The organism is Halomonas almeriensis, assembly GCF_030409235.1.
GTDB lineage: Bacteria > Pseudomonadota > Gammaproteobacteria > Pseudomonadales > Halomonadaceae > Halomonas > Halomonas almeriensis.
In genome coordinates this window covers 442,745-459,396 of the sequence record NZ_JAUFPO010000006.1, presented here as the reverse complement: position 1 = coordinate 459,396, position 16,652 = coordinate 442,745, and the positions used below count along the sequence as shown (strand labels likewise).

Here is a 16,652-nt window from a genome sequence, read left to right as displayed (position 1 = left end):
CCCCGGGTGGATGAATGCCTGGTGCTAGACCTGGTCTTCCGTGCCCGCTTCCGCCGCTTCCACTTTCATCCGCCGACGCAGGATGGGGCCGACGATGTAGGGCAGGATCAGGCCCAGGCCGGCGAAGACCCACAGGCCGATGGCCAGGCCGCTGTCCCAGAGAATCGTCCAGTCGCCGTCGGAGATATCCATGGCATGACGCAGGTTCTTCTCCATCTCCGGCCCCAGCAACAGGCCGAGTATGACCGGCACGAGGGGTATCTCCAGCTTGCGAAGCACATACCCGGCGACACCGAAGGCGACCATGAAGTAAAGATCGAAGGTCGTGTTGCTGATCGAGTAGATCCCCACGAAGGCGATCATGGTCACCACCGGTAACAGGAACATCGGCGGTACGGAGAGCAGCTTGACGAAGATGCCCACCAGCGGGATGTTCAGCACCAGCAGAAGGAAGTTGCCGATCAGCAGAGCCGCAATCACGCCCCAGACGATATCGGCATTCTGCGTGAACATCAGCGGCCCCGGCGTGATGTTCAACGAAATCAGCAGGGCCAGTAGCACGGCCGTGGTGCCGCTGCCCGGCACCCCGAGCGTAAGCATGGGCACCAGGGCGCCGCTGGAGGCCCCGTTGTTACCGGCCTCGGGGCCTGCCACACCACGCGGATCGCCCTGCCCGAAATAACCTTTCTTGCCGACCACCTTCTTTTCCAGCGTATAGCCGACAAAACTGCCCAGCGAGGCCCCTGCCCCCGGCAGGACACCGGAGATGAAGCCAAGGATACCGCCACGGATGCTCGACGGCATGATCCCGCGTAGGTCCCTGAAGGACAGCGTCAGATTGTTGACGGACATCTTTTCCTTGCCGCCACCCGCCTTGTCCTCGATGAAGAACAGCAGCTCGGAAATGGCGAACAGGCCGACGATAGCGATGATGAAGTCGACCCCTTCATAGAGCTCCAGCACACCGAAGGTATAGCGTTGCACGCCGGTGGTATCGATGCCCACGGTCGCGATCATCAGGCCGATACAAGCCGCCACCACGGTCTTCATGGGATTCTTGCCGGTGATGCCGCCCAGAGTGGCAAAGGCCAGCAGGAAGAGCGCGAAATACTCTGCCGGACCGAACGTCAGCGCGAAATCCGCCAGCAACGGCGCCAGCAGAATCAAGCCGAAGGTCGCGATCAGGCTGCCCATGAAGGATGCCACGGCCGAAATCGCGTGGGCCCGGCACGGCAGAAGCCTGGCGCATCTCGCATGGCGATGCCCTGCGCCCCCTGACCATCGGCCCCGGGCTGCTGGCCACCCTGGATGAACTGAAGCGACAGGCCTTGTTGAGCCGCTGGCAACGCGAATTCAATCGTGGCGCGGGAAGCGACGACGAACGAGCCAGCGTGGAGTAAGAGGTGGCGGTGTCAGGGTGAGGGGTGAAGCGTTAGGGGTGAATGGTAAGGAGTGAGGCGTGAATGGTGAGGGGTGAGGCGTCAAGCGGGAGAAGCGTATGCTGAGACGTGGAGGTAAAGCGTCGAGGATCAGGCCCGGCGTGGTGCCGGGCCCGAGGGTCGCTCAGCGTACGTACTTGAGTTCGACCGGTGCGACGCCGCGGCCCAGCATGCCCAGCTCACGGGCGGCTCGCTTGGAAAGGTCGATGATACGTCCCTCGATGAAGGGGCCGCGATCATTGATCACGACCTCCACCTGGCGACCATTATCCTGGCGGGTCACCACCACCCGGGTACCGAAGGGAAGCGACTTGTGCGCAGCCGTCAGGTTGGTCTGATCAAAAGGCTCGCCACTGGCTGTTGTCTGACCGTGGAAGCGGTCCGCGTAGTAGGAGGCCACCCCTTCCAGTTTCGGGCTACTGGCCTGCGACTCATCGGCACAACCGCTCAGCATGACTATAGCCACGGCCATGAAGCCTGTACGTACCCAGGCCGGGCAAAGCTCTGACTTGCTAACGTTCAAACCCATGCGTCACCTCGCAAAGACTTTTACGCCTGACAACTTACCTCGTGGACTTCAGGCGCCTCGAGACGTGTCAGACGGCGTTGGGTGCTTTCCCTGCAGCCAACCTTCCGAACCGGCTCGGCGGGAGTCGAACCAATCCAGAGCGTCATGCAACGTCACCACATTTCCGACAACAATCAGAGTCGGTGGACAAATGTTAGACACTTCCTCGGTAGATGGCAACTTGGCCAAGGTGCCGACATGCACCCGCTGTCGCCGCGTGGTGCCCTGCTCGATCAGCGCCAGCGGGGTCCGGGCATCCAGTCCATGCGCTTGCAACTGGGCGCCGATGATCGAAAGGCTGCCCAGTCCCATGTAGAACACCAGAGTCTGACCGGGTTTTGCCAGTGTCGGCCAGTCCAGGTCACAGCCCCCCTCACGGAGATGGCCGGTAATGAAACGGACGGACTGCGCGTGGTCACGATGGGTCAAGGGGATACCCGCATAGGCCGCGCATCCTGACGCCGCCGTGATACCGGGTACGACTTCCACAGCGATACCGGCCACGACCAGAGTCTCGAGCTCTTCGCCGCCGCGCCCGAATATGAAGGGATCACCGCCCTTGAGGCGCACCACCCGCTTACCGGCCCGCGCCCATTCCACCAGTGCCCGATTGATGCCTTCCTGGGGCACACTGTGGCGAGAGCGCTGTTTGCCGACGTACAGACGCTGCGCCTCCGGGTTGGCAAGCTCGAGGATTTCCTGACTGACAAGACGGTCATGCAGGATGATCTCGGCCTGCTGCAAGCGTCGCAGGGCCTTGATCGTCAGCAGCTCCGGGTCCCCCGGTCCTGCGCCGACCAGGCACACGCGACCAGCCTCGAAGTCCGTCAGGGGCAGCGACGAGGCCAACTCGGTCCACGGCGAAGCGTCACACTTCATATTACTTACTACCTGGCACTAATGAATTTATATGCCATAAAGTAATTAAAAATAGACCGTGACGCTACTAACGTCTGAGCGCAAGTATATAACCCACACCTTAGCCCACCGACAACGCCCCCTGGACGGGGGCGCTCCGGGAGCAAAGGGCGAGATGTCAATCGCTCGGCGCCTCTTTCATGCCCGGACGCAACAGCTCGCCGAGCAGGGTCATGGCGGCCAGCAAAAGCACCAGCCAGGGCCAGTGGTCCGCAAAATCAATGTCGAACCAGCCCAGTGCATCGACAAAGATCACCACAATGCCCAGCGGGCTGACGTAACGCACCATGAACAACCAGAGGCCATGGGCCGTGGGCGACAGCCCCAGTTCCTCGCGCAATGACGCTCGATTGAGCACAAAGCCGGCCATCAGGGCCATGCCGAGCCCGCCCAGCGGCATCATTAGACGCGATGTCAAAAAGTCCAGCCAATCGAAGAAGTGCTTGCCGAGCAGCGTCCATTCCGCGCCCACATTGAAGGACAGCATGGCCATGGTGCTGATGAGCCACAGCACGATTCCCGTGCCCCAGGCCGCTGAACGACGACTTAGCCCCTTGTTGTCGGTCAACCAGGAGACCGTGGCCTCGACCATCGAGATCGAGGAAGTCAGCGCGGCCATGGAGAGCATCACGAAAAACAGGATGCCGAATAGCGTACCCAGTGGCATGGCCTGAAAGGCCAGCGGCAGGCTCATGAAGATCAGGCCAGGGCCGCTGCCGGGCTCGAGGCCATTGGCGAAGATCACCGGGAAAATCGCCAGCCCGGCCATCAACGCTACCAGCGTATCAGCCAACGCCACGGTCAGGGTAGTTCGCGCAATGGACGCCTGGCGCGGCAGGTAACTGCCGTAGGTGAGAATCGCGCCGGAAGCCAGCGACAGCGTGAAAAAGGCATGCCCCATGGCCGCCAGCATGCCCTCACTGGAGAGACTGTTGGCATTGAAGGCAAACAGGAAGGTCAGGGCCTCTCCGAACCCTCCGGAAAAGGCCCCGTAGCCGATCATGATCACCAGCATGATGACCATGCCCGGCATCATCCAGCTGACACTCTTCTCGATGCCGGACTGCACGCCCTTGCCAACGATCAGCATGGTCGCCACGGCCACCAGACTGCTCCAGGCCCCCAGGCTCCAAGGGTTGGCGTTGTTGGCCGCAAAGATCGACGCCATGTCATCCACGCTGGACCCGGCCAGGCCACCACTCAGCATCTTCCATAGATAGGCGAACGACCAGCCGGCCACGACCACATAAAAGCTCAGGATCAGAAAGCCGCACAGCATGGCCATCCAGCCCAGTACTGACCAGGCCGGAGAACGCCCGGACTCGCTAGCCATGCGGCCTATGGCATCGATGGGGCTCCCCCTACCCCGTCGGCCGAGCAGGATCTCGGTCATCATCACCGGCACACCGACCGCCAGAATGCAGACCAGGTAGACCAGCACGAAGGCCCCACCTCCATATTCACCGGTCATGTAGGGGAATTTCCATACATTGCCGAGACCGACGGCCGAACCAGTGGCCGCCAGCACAAACCCCCAGCGGCCCAGCCACTGGGTGCGAGGTTGTTCAGTCTTTGTCATGTAGCACCAGGATCACGTAACTCTTGTTGTCGCCCATCACAAAAATGGCAGCGATAATCGGCCATATTGTGACGGATTTTGTCGTGATTGGGCAGTAAGGCGAAGGAGTATTCTCGTGTTGGATCCATATGCCACAGCATCCAACCGCCTGTAGCACAGCCGCTGCCCGACGGACGGCCTCCCGCCGGTGGCGGGAGGCCGTGACGTCAGGCCTCGTCGTCCAGCACGCCGCGACGAATCTGATCTTCCTCGATGGATTCGAACAGCGCCTTGAAGTTGCCTTCGCCGAAACCATCGTTGCCCTTACGCTGAATGATCTCGAAGAAGATCGGACCGATCACGGTATTGGTGAAGATCTGCAGCAGAACGCCCTGATCTGGACCACCATCGACCAGCAGGTTGAGCTCGCGAAGCGCCGCAAGGTCTTCCTGATGGTTGGGCACCCGAGCGTTGACCTTCTCGTAGTAGGTGACCGGCGTGGTCATGAAGCTGATGCCGTTGGCCTTGAGAGCTCGCACCGTGGCATAGATATCCTGGGTGGCCATGGCCAGGTGCTGAATGCCCTCGCCATTGTAGTCACGCAGGAATTCAGCGATCTGGGAGGTGTCGTCGGCCGACTCGTTGATCGGAATGTGCATCTTGCCACAGGGCGCCGTCATGGCACGCGAATGCAGGCCGGTCTTCTTGCCCTCGATATCGAAGTAGCGGTTTTCGCGGAAGTTGGCCAGGCGCGTGTAGAAATCCGCCCAGACATCCATCTGGCCCCGGTCGACATTGTGGGTCAGATGGTCGAGCACCTCGAGACCCACCGCATTGTCATCGGCGCTGGCACCGGGAATCGGCTCGAAGTCGATGTCATAGATGCTGCGCCCCTGGTCATCCCGGCTCTGATCGACAAAATACAGCAGCGAGCCGCCGATGCCCTCCACGGCAGGAATGCCGACCTCACCCGGCGCCACCGAGCTCTTCACCGGCCGGGCTCCTGCTGCTTGAGCCTGGGCCATGGCCTGGTCGACATCCGCCACACGCCAGGCCATTGCACAAGCGGACGGGCCATGCTGCGCCGCAAAAGTCGCCGCGTGGCTGTCGGGCTCGGCGTTGAGCACGAAATTGATGTTCGCCTGCTGAAAGAGTGTCACGGCCTTGGAACGATGGCGCCGTGTCTCAGTAAATCCCATGGCCAGAAATAGTGAGCGCAGCGCCTCGATGCCTTCCTGACTGGGAGCACAATATTCGACGAACTCGAAGCCGTCGGTGCCGATCGGGTTCTCCGCGCTGATCGTGCCTGGGGTATGAGCGGGTGCGTTCATGAGAGCTCCTTGATTGACTGCATGGCCGGGACAGCCGCCTCTTGAGTAATGGACGTGTCTGCCGTTTGATCCCTGAAGACTAGCGCTACCCACATGAGGCTGGCACTGCCAAACCGCCTGCCTTGAGCCATCATACGCAGCCCTTTCCGCCTCCGGCTGTAACGTCAGCGTGACAGAATGCTGTTAAGGCGCATTCCGGGCCGTCCTGCGTAAGGAAACCCTTACAGCGCGTCACACAGGGCTGACGATCGGGACAGTCGGCGAACGGCAAAATGTGCTCTTGCCGAGGAGTCAACATCGCCGGCCAAGCGCCAGCAGGGCAGCAGAGCTGCCTCGAATGTGCCAATCTAGGGGCAACAGCGTGATGTCACGCACCTGGGTCATGACCTGTCATCGCGCTTCGCCCCCAGTCGCCAGAACGGACCAGGAGGCCTCAGATGACCACCCAACCACCGCTCGGTCCCGTTGAACTCCCCGATCGTCGCGCCCGCCATATCGTCGAAGACTGGCTGAAAGGCTCGGGTGTTGCCCTGAACGGCAACGCGCCGCATGACCTGCAGATTCATCATCCGGATTTTTTTTCGCGCGTGCTTCGACACGGCAGCCTGGGGCTGGGAGAGTCCTACATGGATGGGTGGTGGGAGTGCCGGCGCATCGACGAGCTGAGCCGACGCCTGCTGCGCCATGGGCTCGGCGCCCATGCTAAGACGCGTTCGGAGCGCCTCAGATATCGCCTTCAATCGACGCTGATGAACCTACAGAGTCGCGCCCGGGCCTACATGGTGGGCAAAGCGCACTATGATCTGGGTAACGATCTGTTCGAGCGCATGCTCGATGACACCATGTGCTATTCCTGTGGATACTGGAAGGACGCCAAGGACCTCCATCAGGCCCAGGTCGCCAAGCTCGACCTGGCCTGCCGCAAGCTCGAACTGGAGCCCGGCATGCGAGTGCTGGACATCGGCTGTGGCTGGGGCAGCTTCGCCGAACATGCCGCGCGCCACTATGGTGTCGAAGTTACCGGCATTACTATCTCAAGCGAGCAGGCCGAGCTGGCGCGCCGACGCTGCACCGACCTGCCGGTGGAGATTCTGCTCGAGGATTATCGCGACCTAGAAGGTACCTTCGACCGTATCGTTTCCATCGGTATGTTTGAGCATGTCGGCCCCCGTAACTACCCGACCTACTTCACGACCGTGCAACAGCTGCTCGCCGACGATGGCCTATTCGTGCTGCATACCATCGGCTCCAACACGTCGGACATCAGTGCCGACCCCTGGATTCATCGCTACATCTTCCCCAATGGCGTACTGCCGGCCATTCGGCACATCGCCGATGCCAGCGAGGGGCGGTTGCTGATGGAGGATTGGCAGAACTTTGGCCCGGACTACGACAAGACCCTGATGGCCTGGCTGGCCAATTTCGAGGCCCGCTGGCCGGAAGTGGCGCATCGCTACAACGAGCGCACCCGTCGCATGTTCCGCTACTACCTCTCGGTCTGTGCCGGGGCCTTCCGTGCTCGCGACCTGCAGTTGTGGCAGATCGTCTATTCGCCTCATCGGGCGGGTCGATACGACGCACCACGCTGAACCGGAGGATTGGCCCTGTCATGACCCCGGCCCGGACTACGACAAGACCCTGATGGCCTGGCTGGCCAATTTCGAGGCCCGCTGGCCGGAAGTGGCGCATCACTACAACGAACGCACCCGTCGCATGTTCCGCTACTACCTCTCGGTCTGTGCCGGGGCCTTCCGGGCTCGCGACCTGCAGTTGTGGCAGATCGTCTATTCGCCTCATCGGGCGGGTCGATACGACGCACCACGCTGAACCGGAGGATTGGCCCTGTCATGACCCCGGCCCGGACCACGACAAGACCCTGATGGCCTGGCTGGCCAATTTCGAGGCCCGCTGGCCGGAAGTGGCGCATCGCTACAACGAACGCACCCGGCGCATGTTCCGCTACTACCTCTCGGTCTGTGCCGGGGCCTTCCGGGCTCGCGACCTGCAGTTGTGGCAGATCGTCTATTCGCCTCGCAGGGCGCGGGCCTACGACCTGAGTCCGATACTCACACCTCTGCCCTCAGGTATCATGAATTTCCTGATAAGAGTAATAACAAACAAGATGCCATGATGACGTGCGGGTCAGGAACAGAGCGCCCATCGAACGCAGACGGAACACAGGGATGAGCGCATGCCAATCGACGATGTCATACCCGGCCAGACACTCAACCCGCTGAAACACCTGGCCGAGCGCCTGCGGGCCAGTATTGCCGAGTATGACTTCGACCTGGGTAACGTCCCCTCACAGTGAGCATGGGCATTGCCGAGCACCGCATCGGCGAGGATCGCATCAGCCTAATCGAGCCCGCCGTCAACAACCTCTACGCCGCCAAGCACGAGGGCCGCAACCGAGCCATATCCAGCCACTGATACCGGCTCCCGAGCTCCCGCACGAACCAAGCTGCATTGCCCAGGAGCCGGTCTGATGCCATATCACTGCGCAGGATCATGCCAGTGGCAGCCCCCTCCCCCGGCTCGCTCACTGGCTGAGCCTGCGACGCGTCACTAAATGCACCGGCAGATAAAGCAGCAGCGGCCAGGCCATCATCAGCAGCGCCATGTAAAGCCCCGGGGCAAACCAATCCTGGGTGATGCCGAAGGGCCCCTGGACCCAGTTGACATTACGCACCGGGTCGGTGAAGCGATAAGCCGTCGCCACGGCCAGCCAGGTGACCGCTGTTTGCCAGAGCAAGGCCCGCGGATTATAGCCCAGGCGACACACACCGAACCCGGCCACCAGGGGAAGAATCAGGTGATACAGCGACAAGAGCCTGACCCCCAGCGGGGTGGCGGCATTGAACATGTACTCCGTGCCGCCGATGGGGTGCCAGCCGGTGACCCAGGCCGTGCCGGCATCCAGCGCCCAGAACGTGCCCACCAGGGCCGTGGCCAGCCACTGCATGGAAATGAGCAAGCGGCTCTCCGACCACAAACCGATGAGCAACAGAAAATTGGCAAGATTGCACAACCACAGAAAATTCTGGTTTCCCACCTGAATGGCGACTGCCGGAGCCCAGAAGAGGATCCACAAGCTAAAGGCTAGCTTCAGCCACAACGGCATGTGGCGCCGAACCGGATGCGTCATGGAGGATCTCCGTCACCGATGCCGTGGCGCTTCAACTTGTTGGCAATGGTGGTATGCGAGACTCCCAGGCGCTTGGCCAGTTGTCGGCTCGAGGGATTCTCGGGGTAGAGACGGCTGAGAACCTGGTGCTCCACTTCGCCCAGAATCTCGGCCAGAGTGCCTTCCATATCGATGCCGGCCAGCCCCGGGCACTGGCCGACATCCGGCATGCGCAACTGCTGTGGCTCGATGATACCGCCCTCGCAAAGCGAAACAGCCTGATAGAGCACGTTCTCCAGCTGGCGCACATTGCCCGGCCAGTGATAGGCACGCAGGCGGGTCAGCGCCGCCGGCGACAGTTGCGGCAGGGGGCAGCCGATCTGCCGGGCGGCACGATCGATACACTGCTCTGCCAGGGCATCAATGCCATCCAGACAGTCGCGCAGGGGCGGAACACTCAGGGTCAGCACATTGAGGCGATGATACAGATCCTCGCGAAAACGGCCCTCTCGGCATAGCGTCGGCAGGTCCTGCTGGGTGGCACAGATGACCCGCACATCCAGGTAGGTCTCCTGGTCACTGCCCACGCGGCGAAATCCACCGTCCTGCAGAAAGCGCAGCAGTTTGACCTGCATGCGCGGGCTGGTTTCGCCCACTTCGTCGAGAAAGATGGTACCCCCCGAGGTCAGCTCGAGCAGACCGAGCTTTCCCTCCGCGCGCGCCCCCTCGAAGGCCCCCGGGGCATAACCGAAGAGTTCGGTCTCGGCCATGGAGTCCGGCAGGCCGGCACAGTTCAGCGCCATGAAGGGCGATTGCCCGCGAGCCCCAGCCAGGTGACAGGCACGTGCCAGTAATTCCTTGCCGGTGCCGGTTTCCCCCTGGATCAAAAGGGGCGCATCCAGCGGTGCCATGCGCCGCGCTTCGCGCATCAGCACCTCGAGCCTGGGGGTCGCCTGGAACAAGGCCTCGAAGCCGGGTGACGCCTGTCGCTGGACCTGGTAGATGCGCTCACCAACCAGGTCGGCGCGGTGCAGGGTCACAACGGCCCCGGCAAGCGACGCCACATCCTCGAGGTGTTCACGATGCAGGGGTTCGATGTCGGCCAGATAGGTCGCGCCATGAAACTGAAGGTGCAGGCCATTGACCCGCGCATTGTTGCGGCGGATCAGGCCCGGCAGATCGAGATCGGAAAGGTAGCGATCCAGCGACAGCCCGGGCACCTCATCGACCCGCACACCCAGCAACTGCCCGGCCGCTCGATTGGCCGCCACCAGATGGCCTTCCATGTCGATGGACATCACCGGGTCGCTCAGGGACGACAGCAACGCATCGAGTTCCAGGTGGCGTCGCTCGCTGGGCAACAGGCTCACCCGGCGTACGCCGAACACGCCGGGAACCTTTTCCAGTTCGGGGCGCAGGGTGGTGAACTGGGCATTGAGCAGATTGGGCACATGCAGATAGATCGCATTACCTTGATCGCCACCGACCTCGCCGTGCGCCACATTAAGCCCATAATCGGCAAAGTGCGCAACGATATCGCGCAACATGCCGATACGGTTCTGGCAGTGAAATCTCAAGCGCATGCCGGGGCTTTCCTCGCTGAACAGTGATGTCGATGCCGGCAGTGATACAGCCATCGTCAAGCCGGCGTTCCTCAACTGGCAACTTAACGTGACAGCGACGTCTCGGCAATTCAGCACATGGCGCTGCTCCTCGCTTATCCAGGTCTCGACAGAAGCAACTGTCACGAATACTTTACAAAAGAGCCGTTCAACCCGCTTGCCGATTCATTTCCTGGATCCACCGTGACCGCTCCCGAGGCCTAGACTCAAGGCGAATCTCGACACAACAACGGGAGCCGTAATGAAAGCCGAGACGACCAAAGATGCTGTCACCAGCAAGACAGGGTATCGGGTTCATACGCCCGATGACGAAGGCCTGATCGCCTGGTCATCCCGCGAGAATGCCACTTGGCAACACCTGATGGAGCGCCAGCTGCCTCTAGTCGCCGAGCGCGCCTGTCGCGAGTACCTGGAGGGCCTGGAACGTCTCTCCCTGCCCCGCGACCGCGTACCGCAACTCGCCGACATCGATCGTGTATTGACCGCCACCACCGGCTGGAAGACCGCGGCGGTGCCGGCCCTGATTCCCTTTGATACCTTCTTCGAGCTACTGGCCGAGCGGCGCTTTCCAGTGGCCACCTTCATCCGCTCGCCGGAGGAAATGGAGTATCTCAAGGAACCTGACATTTTCCATGAAGTCTTTGGGCATTGCCCGATGCTGACAAACCCCGCCTTCGCCGAATTCACCGCGACCTATGGCCGCCTGGGGCTGGCGGCGAGCCCCAAGGAGCGCGTCTATCTGGCCAGGCTCTACTGGATGACCGTGGAATTCGGGCTGGTCGACACCCCCACCGGTCGACGCCTGTATGGCGGCGGTATCCTGTCGTCACCCAGGGAAACGCTCCATGCCCTTTCCGACACCCCGCTGCATGCCGACTTCGATGCGCTCGACGCACTGCGCACGCCCTATCGCATCGATATTCTGCAGCCGCTCTACTATGTGCTGGACGACCTGGGGACCCTGGAACAGCTCGCCCGGGAAGACATCATGGGCCTAGTGCACCAGGCCATAGAGCTGGGCCTGCATGCGCCGCATTTCACGCCCGCCTCCGCCGAGCACACCACCGCCTGACGCCGGGCCTGCTTGACAGAATACGACACCAGTCCCAGACAATGGGGTGTATCCCCAAGCGATGAAGGAGCCAAGATGAGCGATCTATCCGAACAACAGTGCGAAGCCTGCAGCTGGGACGCCCCGCATGTTACCGACAGCGAGATCGAGTCCTATAGGCGCGACATCCCCGAGTGGCAGATCGTTGAGCGCGATGGCATCATGCAACTGGAGCGGAGCTATCAGTTCCGCAACTTTCGTCAGGCCCTGGCCTTCACCAATGAAGTGGGTGAAATCGCCGAGCAGGCAGGACACCACCCCGCCCTGCTGACCGAGTGGGGAAAGGTCACCGTGACCTGGTGGTCCCATGAAATGAAGGGCCTGCACAAGAACGACTTTATTCTTGCCGCCAGAACCGACGAGGTAGCGATATAACATGTTCGAGCAAATAGAGCGGGTCCCCGGGGACGCCATCCTGGGCCTCATCGAGGCCTTCAAGAAGGACACCAATCCTGACAAGGTCGACCTCGGTGTCGGCGTGTATCGTGACGCCAAGGGCAACACTCCGGTCATGCGTGCGGTCAAGGATGCCGAGGCCCAGCTGCTCGAAAACGAAATGACCAAAACCTACATCGGTTCTCATGGCGACCCGCGTTATGGCCAAGCCATCCTGCCACTGGTGCTCGGCGAAGGCTCTCCGGTGCTGGAAGCCGGTCGCGCCAGCGCCACCCAGTCACCCGGTGGCACCGGGGCTCTGCGGCTGGCCGCCGACTTCATTGCCAGCCAACTGCCGGGCAAGGACATCTGGGTCAGTGACCCCACCTGGCCCAACCACCTTGGGATTTTCCCCGCGGCCGGGCTGAAACTTCACAAGTATCCATATGTCGATGGCGACAACCTCCTGGACTTCGACGGCATGCTGGCGGCGCTCAAGCAGATTCCCGAAGGCGACGTGGTCCTGCTGCATGCCTGCTGCCACAACCCCACTGGCTTCGACCTGTCCCGCGATCAATGGGGACAGGTTCTCGACGTCCTCAAGGAACGCAGCTTGCTGCCGCTGGTCGATTTTGCCTACCAGGGCTTCGGAGAAGGCCTGGATGCCGATGCCTACGGGCCTCGCCTTCTGGCTGAAAACCTCGACGAGGTTATCATCACCAGTTCCTGCTCAAAGAACTTCGGCATTTATTGCGAGCGTACCGGTTGCCTAATCATGGTGGCCCGCAATAACGAACAGATGGAGAACGTCCGCTCCCAGGTCGCCATCGTGGCCCGCGAGAACTACTCCAACCCGCCCGCACACGGCGGATCGATTGTCGCGGAGATCCTCCACTCGCCGGAGCTGACCGGCACCTGGCGCGAGGAACTCACCGAGATGCGCGACCGCATCAACACACTGCGTCGCGATTTCGTCGCAGCCCTAAAGCCCTACGGGCTGGACAAGAAATACGCCCATGTGGCCGAACAGCAGGGTATGTTTTCCTACACTGGCCTGACCCCGGAGCAGGTGGATCGCCTGCGCGATGAGTTCAGCATCTACATGGTGCGCTCGGGCCGGGCCAATGTGGCCGGCTTTTCTCACGACAATCTGCCCTATCTGGCCAAGGCGATCGCTGCCGTCAACTAGTAGCGGACCGACGGGCACTCAACCATCTGGCCCCGCGGCCTCGCGGGGCCTTTTTTTGATGCCGGCATAGACCACCACGACATCAGGCCGATTCGGCTACGTTCCGCCGCGGACTGGCAAGGACGCGACGCAGCAGCCACCAGGCCGCCAGTCCAGCCAGCAGGTTGCCCAGCGCGGCTCCCATCGCCAGTCCCATGAGATCCCCCAGCCAGGCCCCGATCCAGAGGCAGGGCAGATAGAACACAAAAAGCCGCGCCGCTGACATCAGCATGGCTCTCAAAGGCCAGCCCAGGGCGTTGCCGGCGGAAACCACCAGCATGCACACCCCCAGCGCCGCATAACTCGGCAGCAGGCAACGAATCAGCACCGCCAGATCGCCGCGTACGTCAGGATTGCCCCCCAGTATCTGAGCCAGCCAGGGGGCAGCGACGGCCAGGAGAACGCCCAGCACCAACTGCCAGACCACCACCACACGCAGCGCCAGACGCAGCAGGCGATGCACCTGCCCCCAGTCACCGGCGCCATAGCAACGCCCGAGCCAGGGAGGCAGTGACATCGTCAGCGCCAATACCACCATCAAGGACACCGTCTCGAGACGATTGGCCAGGCCCCAGGCCGCCACCTGAGCCTCGCCCAGGCCTGCCACTGCCGAAAGCGCCAGCATGGCCGCCAGCGGTGGCATCAACTGACTGACCATGGCCGGGCCGGCGATACCCGCGAAAGGCTTGAGCGAGACGCGCAATTCGTTCATCAGACCCTGACCCGAGAGCCAGTCGTGACGAGTCAGGCGCCAACCGAGAATGGCAAGCCCCAGGCTGAACGCCAGCAAGGTCGCGATGGCCGCCCCCGGCAGTCCCAGCCCAGGCCAGTCACCGACACCGAAGATCAGCAAGGGATCGAGGGCCAGGTTGACCAGGCTGGTGGTCACCATCAGGGTGCCCGGAAGGCGGGTATCACCATGGGCCCGAAACAAGCTGTAGCCGAAATACAGACAGGCTCCCACCCAGGCGGCCAGGAGTTGAGGATTCCAGTAAGCGCGGATCAGGGGCAGCGCCTCGGGCTCGGCTCCCAGCAGTAAAAAGATCGGGGACTGAAAGGCGTACAGCAACAGCATTAACACCGCGATCACGCTGGCCCCACAGATCAACACCAGGCTGCCCAGGCGCTGGGCCGAGGTACTCTCCCCCGCGCCCAACGCCCGTGAAATCAGCGCCGCAATGGCAATGCCCATACCGACTTGCACGCCGATGATCAGAAAGCCCAAAGGAAAGGTAAAAGTCTGTGCGGCCAGCGGAGCCGTGCCCAGGCGCGCGATGAAGGCGCTGTCCACCAGTTGAAAGCCCAGAAGGGACAGCACGCCGATCGCCATTGGCCAGGTCTGGCGCCACAGGGTGCGCCCCAGAGAAGACGTTGCGGTGGAATGGGTTCGACTCACGAAAGCTCCGGTATGCGAAAAGTCGACACTATTCTACGTGATGCATGCCGAAGCGTGGGGATTTACCGGCTCGCACCGCTCAGGATGCCGCGACGCGGCGATTGGTGTGGCGCTCGAGCAAAGGCGGAATATCCGCCGCTGACATGGGGCGATGAAAGTAATAGCCCTGTGCCAGATCACAGTGCAGCTGGCCGATAAGACGCCACTGATCCTGATATTCGACGCCTTCCGCCACGACCTCCAGACCCATTCTGTGGCCGATGAAGATGGCCGCCTCGAGAATGGAACGGTCCGCCGGCCGGATGGGCGAGTCCTGCATGAAGGTTCGATCAATCTTCAGCGAGGTCACGGGGAAATGCTTGAGATAGCTCAACGAGGAATAGCCCGTGCCGAAGTCATCGATGGCAATCCGCACTCCTCTATGATAGAGCCGCCGCAGATCCTCCAGGACCCGGGAGGCCGCATCAATCAAAACGTTTTCCGTCAGTTCGATGCCGACATCCTGCGGCGCCAGGCCGTGGCGCTCCAGACAGGCCTCGAAGCGCGTCAGCGTGTTGGCGCGCAGCAGTTGTCGACCGGAGAGATTGATGTCCACCCGAGTCTCCCTGAAGCCGGCCGCTCGCCATGCAGCCTGCTGACGACAGGCCTCTTCCATGACCCACTCCCCCAGCGGGTGAATCAGGCCGGATCGTTCCGCCAGCGGAATGAATTCATCAGGCGGCACGAACACGTCCGAGTCGTGGGGCTTCCAGCGCAGTAAAGCTTCCAGATTCTCGACGCGCTGACTGGCCACCGAGACCTGGGGCTGAAAATACAACTCCAGTTCCTGGCGCTCGATGGCCTGTTCCAGCTTCTCCACCAGGCGCTGTTGATGAACCAGCTCATCATGGTGGTGTCGCTGGAAGAACTGCAACCCGCCCAGGCCATCGAGCTTGGCGCGGTTCTTGGCGACATTCGCATTACGAATCAGCTCGCGTGCGCCATTGCCATGCTCGGGAAAGATACTGACACCCAGTGAAGCGGTAATACTGCGTTCGACGCCATTGATCATGAATGGCTGGCGCATGGCGTACTGAACCTTGCTGACCAAATGATAGACTTCCCCGCACTGGCCGGTATCCAGAAAGACCAGCACAAATTCGTCACTGGACACCCGGGAGATCAGGTCCGTCAATCGCAACTCGCCGCGAAGCCGGCGAGCCAGCTGGCTCAGAAGCTGATCTCCCTGCTCATACCCCAGGGCATCGTTGATCTCGGAAAACCGGTCGATATCCAGGTAGAGCACCGCGAGGCCGACCTTTCGGACCAGACAGGTCTCGAGCGCCTCGTTGAGCTGGCCCTCGAGGGCCTGCCGGTTGGGGAGACAGGTCAGCGCATCGAAGCGTGTGGCGAAATCCAGATCACGATGCGCCCGCTTCTGATCCGACAGATCGACGTCGACACAGAACATCACCGGTGAGTCGGTGTGCTCCCCCAGCATGACATGGTGCGAGAATACTGGCACCCGCTCGCCACTAAGATGCACAAGCTCCAGCTCACTCGGCGGAATGCTCCTGCCGTGCTCCATCCAGGCGCGATGCGAAGCGATCAGGTCATCGCGCATTTCGGCGGGAATGATCAGGTCCTCGAGTGGCTGGCCCATGGCTTCAGCGGCCGAGTAGCCGTACAGCGTCGTGCTGGCCTGGTTCCAGTAGATAACGCGGCGCTGACGATCATAGCCCTGAACCGCCACTCGGGGCAGGCTCTCGAGCAGGCGACGAAACCGCTCTTCACTTTCCTGATACTGCTGCCGGACCAGCTCCACACCATCGAATCCGACAGATACTGCTCGGTTTTGCCCCTTGCAGGAGTGCCCCTGCCCTGCAAGGCGCGCCAGCCATCGGCCCAGGCGCGCGAAGAGACTTGCCATATGCCTCCTGTAGGCCGAAGAAACCACCAATCATCCAGCGGCGCAAAATAATGAACATTTCTGAAGAAGAAAA

The 16,652-nt window shown here is 61.7% G+C and carries 16 protein-coding genes and 1 pseudogene; 8 read left to right on the top strand and 9 right to left on the bottom strand.

Features of this window, described 5'->3' with window-relative positions; translation table 11 throughout:
• Positions 1 to 24 precede the first annotated feature (24 nt).
• Positions 25 to 1,224 (bottom strand): annotated as a pseudogene (locus tag QWY74_RS06030) (tripartite tricarboxylate transporter permease); the annotation flags it as partial.
• Here QWY74_RS06030 and QWY74_RS06025 point away from each other — a divergent pair.
• Positions 1,200 to 1,400, top strand: a complete 201-nt coding sequence (locus QWY74_RS06025; RefSeq protein WP_264825182.1) for a hypothetical protein — start codon at positions 1,200 to 1,202, stop codon at positions 1,398 to 1,400. The pseudogene QWY74_RS06030 and the gene QWY74_RS06025 sit on opposite strands and share 25 nt — an antisense overlap.
• Before the next feature lie 163 nt (positions 1,401 to 1,563).
• Here the strand turns inward: QWY74_RS06025 and QWY74_RS06020 are convergent, their stop codons facing one another.
• The 4 genes from QWY74_RS06020 to hppD form a co-directional block, all read right to left on the bottom strand.
• Complete coding sequence (locus QWY74_RS06020) at positions 1,564 to 1,893, bottom strand: septal ring lytic transglycosylase RlpA family protein (RefSeq protein WP_264825265.1); 330 nt, start codon at positions 1,891 to 1,893, stop codon at positions 1,564 to 1,566.
• Positions 1,894 to 2,016: 123 nt separating this feature from the next.
• Positions 2,017 to 2,886, bottom strand: a complete 870-nt coding sequence (gene cobA, locus QWY74_RS06015) for a uroporphyrinogen-III C-methyltransferase (RefSeq protein WP_290313983.1) — start codon at positions 2,884 to 2,886, stop codon at positions 2,017 to 2,019.
• Between the two features lie 157 nt (positions 2,887 to 3,043).
• Positions 3,044 to 4,504: a sodium-dependent transporter gene (locus QWY74_RS06010; RefSeq protein ID WP_264825180.1), complete on the bottom strand. Its 1,461-nt coding sequence runs from the start codon at positions 4,502 to 4,504 to the stop codon at positions 3,044 to 3,046.
• 206 nt (positions 4,505 to 4,710) lie between these two features.
• Positions 4,711 to 5,814 carry a 4-hydroxyphenylpyruvate dioxygenase gene (gene hppD / locus QWY74_RS06005; RefSeq protein ID WP_264825179.1) on the bottom strand — a complete coding sequence of 368 codons (1,104 nt, stop codon included), beginning with the start codon at positions 5,812 to 5,814 and terminating at the stop codon, positions 4,711 to 4,713.
• A gap of 437 nt (positions 5,815 to 6,251) precedes the next feature.
• On the opposite strand from hppD, the gene cfa reads away from it, so the two are divergent.
• The 4 genes from cfa (at position 6,252) to QWY74_RS05985 (ending at position 8,244) form a co-directional block, all read left to right on the top strand.
• Positions 6,252 to 7,403, top strand: coding sequence for a cyclopropane fatty acyl phospholipid synthase (cfa, locus tag QWY74_RS06000; protein ID WP_264825178.1), 1,152 nt, complete (start codon positions 6,252 to 6,254; stop codon positions 7,401 to 7,403).
• Positions 7,315 to 7,641, top strand: coding sequence for a class I SAM-dependent methyltransferase (locus QWY74_RS05995; RefSeq protein WP_353960316.1), 327 nt, complete (start codon positions 7,315 to 7,317; stop codon positions 7,639 to 7,641). Before cfa ends, QWY74_RS05995 begins: the two co-directional genes overlap by 89 nt.
• Positions 7,553 to 7,945, top strand: coding sequence for a class I SAM-dependent methyltransferase (locus QWY74_RS13030; protein ID WP_353960315.1), 393 nt, complete (start codon positions 7,553 to 7,555; stop codon positions 7,943 to 7,945). Before QWY74_RS05995 ends, QWY74_RS13030 begins: the two co-directional genes overlap by 89 nt.
• A gap of 176 nt (positions 7,946 to 8,121) precedes the next feature.
• Entirely contained in the window at positions 8,122 to 8,244 is a 123-nt protein-coding gene (locus QWY74_RS05985) for a hypothetical protein (RefSeq protein WP_264825176.1), read from the top strand.
• Between the two features lie 109 nt (positions 8,245 to 8,353).
• Here the strand turns inward: QWY74_RS05985 and QWY74_RS05980 are convergent, their stop codons facing one another.
• Both QWY74_RS05980 and QWY74_RS05975 read right to left on the bottom strand, forming a co-directional pair.
• Positions 8,354 to 8,959: a hypothetical protein gene (locus tag QWY74_RS05980; RefSeq protein ID WP_264825175.1), complete on the bottom strand. Its 606-nt coding sequence runs from the start codon at positions 8,957 to 8,959 to the stop codon at positions 8,354 to 8,356.
• On the bottom strand, positions 8,956 to 10,521 hold the full coding sequence (locus tag QWY74_RS05975; RefSeq protein ID WP_264825264.1) for a sigma-54-dependent transcriptional regulator: 1,566 nt from the start codon (positions 10,519 to 10,521) through the stop codon (positions 8,956 to 8,958). The genes QWY74_RS05980 and QWY74_RS05975 overlap by 4 nt, the downstream gene beginning before the upstream one ends.
• A gap of 280 nt (positions 10,522 to 10,801) precedes the next feature.
• Between QWY74_RS05975 and phhA the strand changes: the two genes are divergently transcribed.
• The 3 genes from phhA (at position 10,802) to QWY74_RS05960 (ending at position 13,235) form a co-directional block, all read left to right on the top strand.
• Positions 10,802 to 11,632 carry a phenylalanine 4-monooxygenase gene (gene phhA / locus QWY74_RS05970; RefSeq protein ID WP_264825174.1) on the top strand — a complete coding sequence of 277 codons (831 nt, stop codon included), beginning with the start codon at positions 10,802 to 10,804 and terminating at the stop codon, positions 11,630 to 11,632.
• 75 nt (positions 11,633 to 11,707) lie between these two features.
• Positions 11,708 to 12,046: a 4a-hydroxytetrahydrobiopterin dehydratase gene (locus QWY74_RS05965; RefSeq protein ID WP_264825173.1), complete on the top strand. Its 339-nt coding sequence runs from the start codon at positions 11,708 to 11,710 to the stop codon at positions 12,044 to 12,046.
• A gap of 1 nt (position 12,047) precedes the next feature.
• Complete coding sequence (locus QWY74_RS05960) at positions 12,048 to 13,235, top strand: amino acid aminotransferase (RefSeq protein WP_264825172.1); 1,188 nt, start codon at positions 12,048 to 12,050, stop codon at positions 13,233 to 13,235.
• Between the two features lie 82 nt (positions 13,236 to 13,317).
• On the opposite strand, the gene QWY74_RS05955 is transcribed toward QWY74_RS05960, so the two are convergent.
• A complete protein-coding gene (locus tag QWY74_RS05955) occupies positions 13,318 to 14,604 on the bottom strand; it encodes an MATE family efflux transporter (RefSeq protein ID WP_290314015.1) in 1,287 nt (428 codons plus the stop codon).
• Positions 14,605 to 14,749: 145 nt separating this feature from the next.
• The gene (locus QWY74_RS05950; protein WP_290313981.1) at positions 14,750 to 16,579 is read right to left on the bottom strand and encodes a putative bifunctional diguanylate cyclase/phosphodiesterase; all 1,830 of its coding nucleotides are present in this window, start codon (positions 16,577 to 16,579) and stop codon (positions 14,750 to 14,752) included.
• Between the last annotated feature and the right edge of the window lie 73 nt (positions 16,580 to 16,652).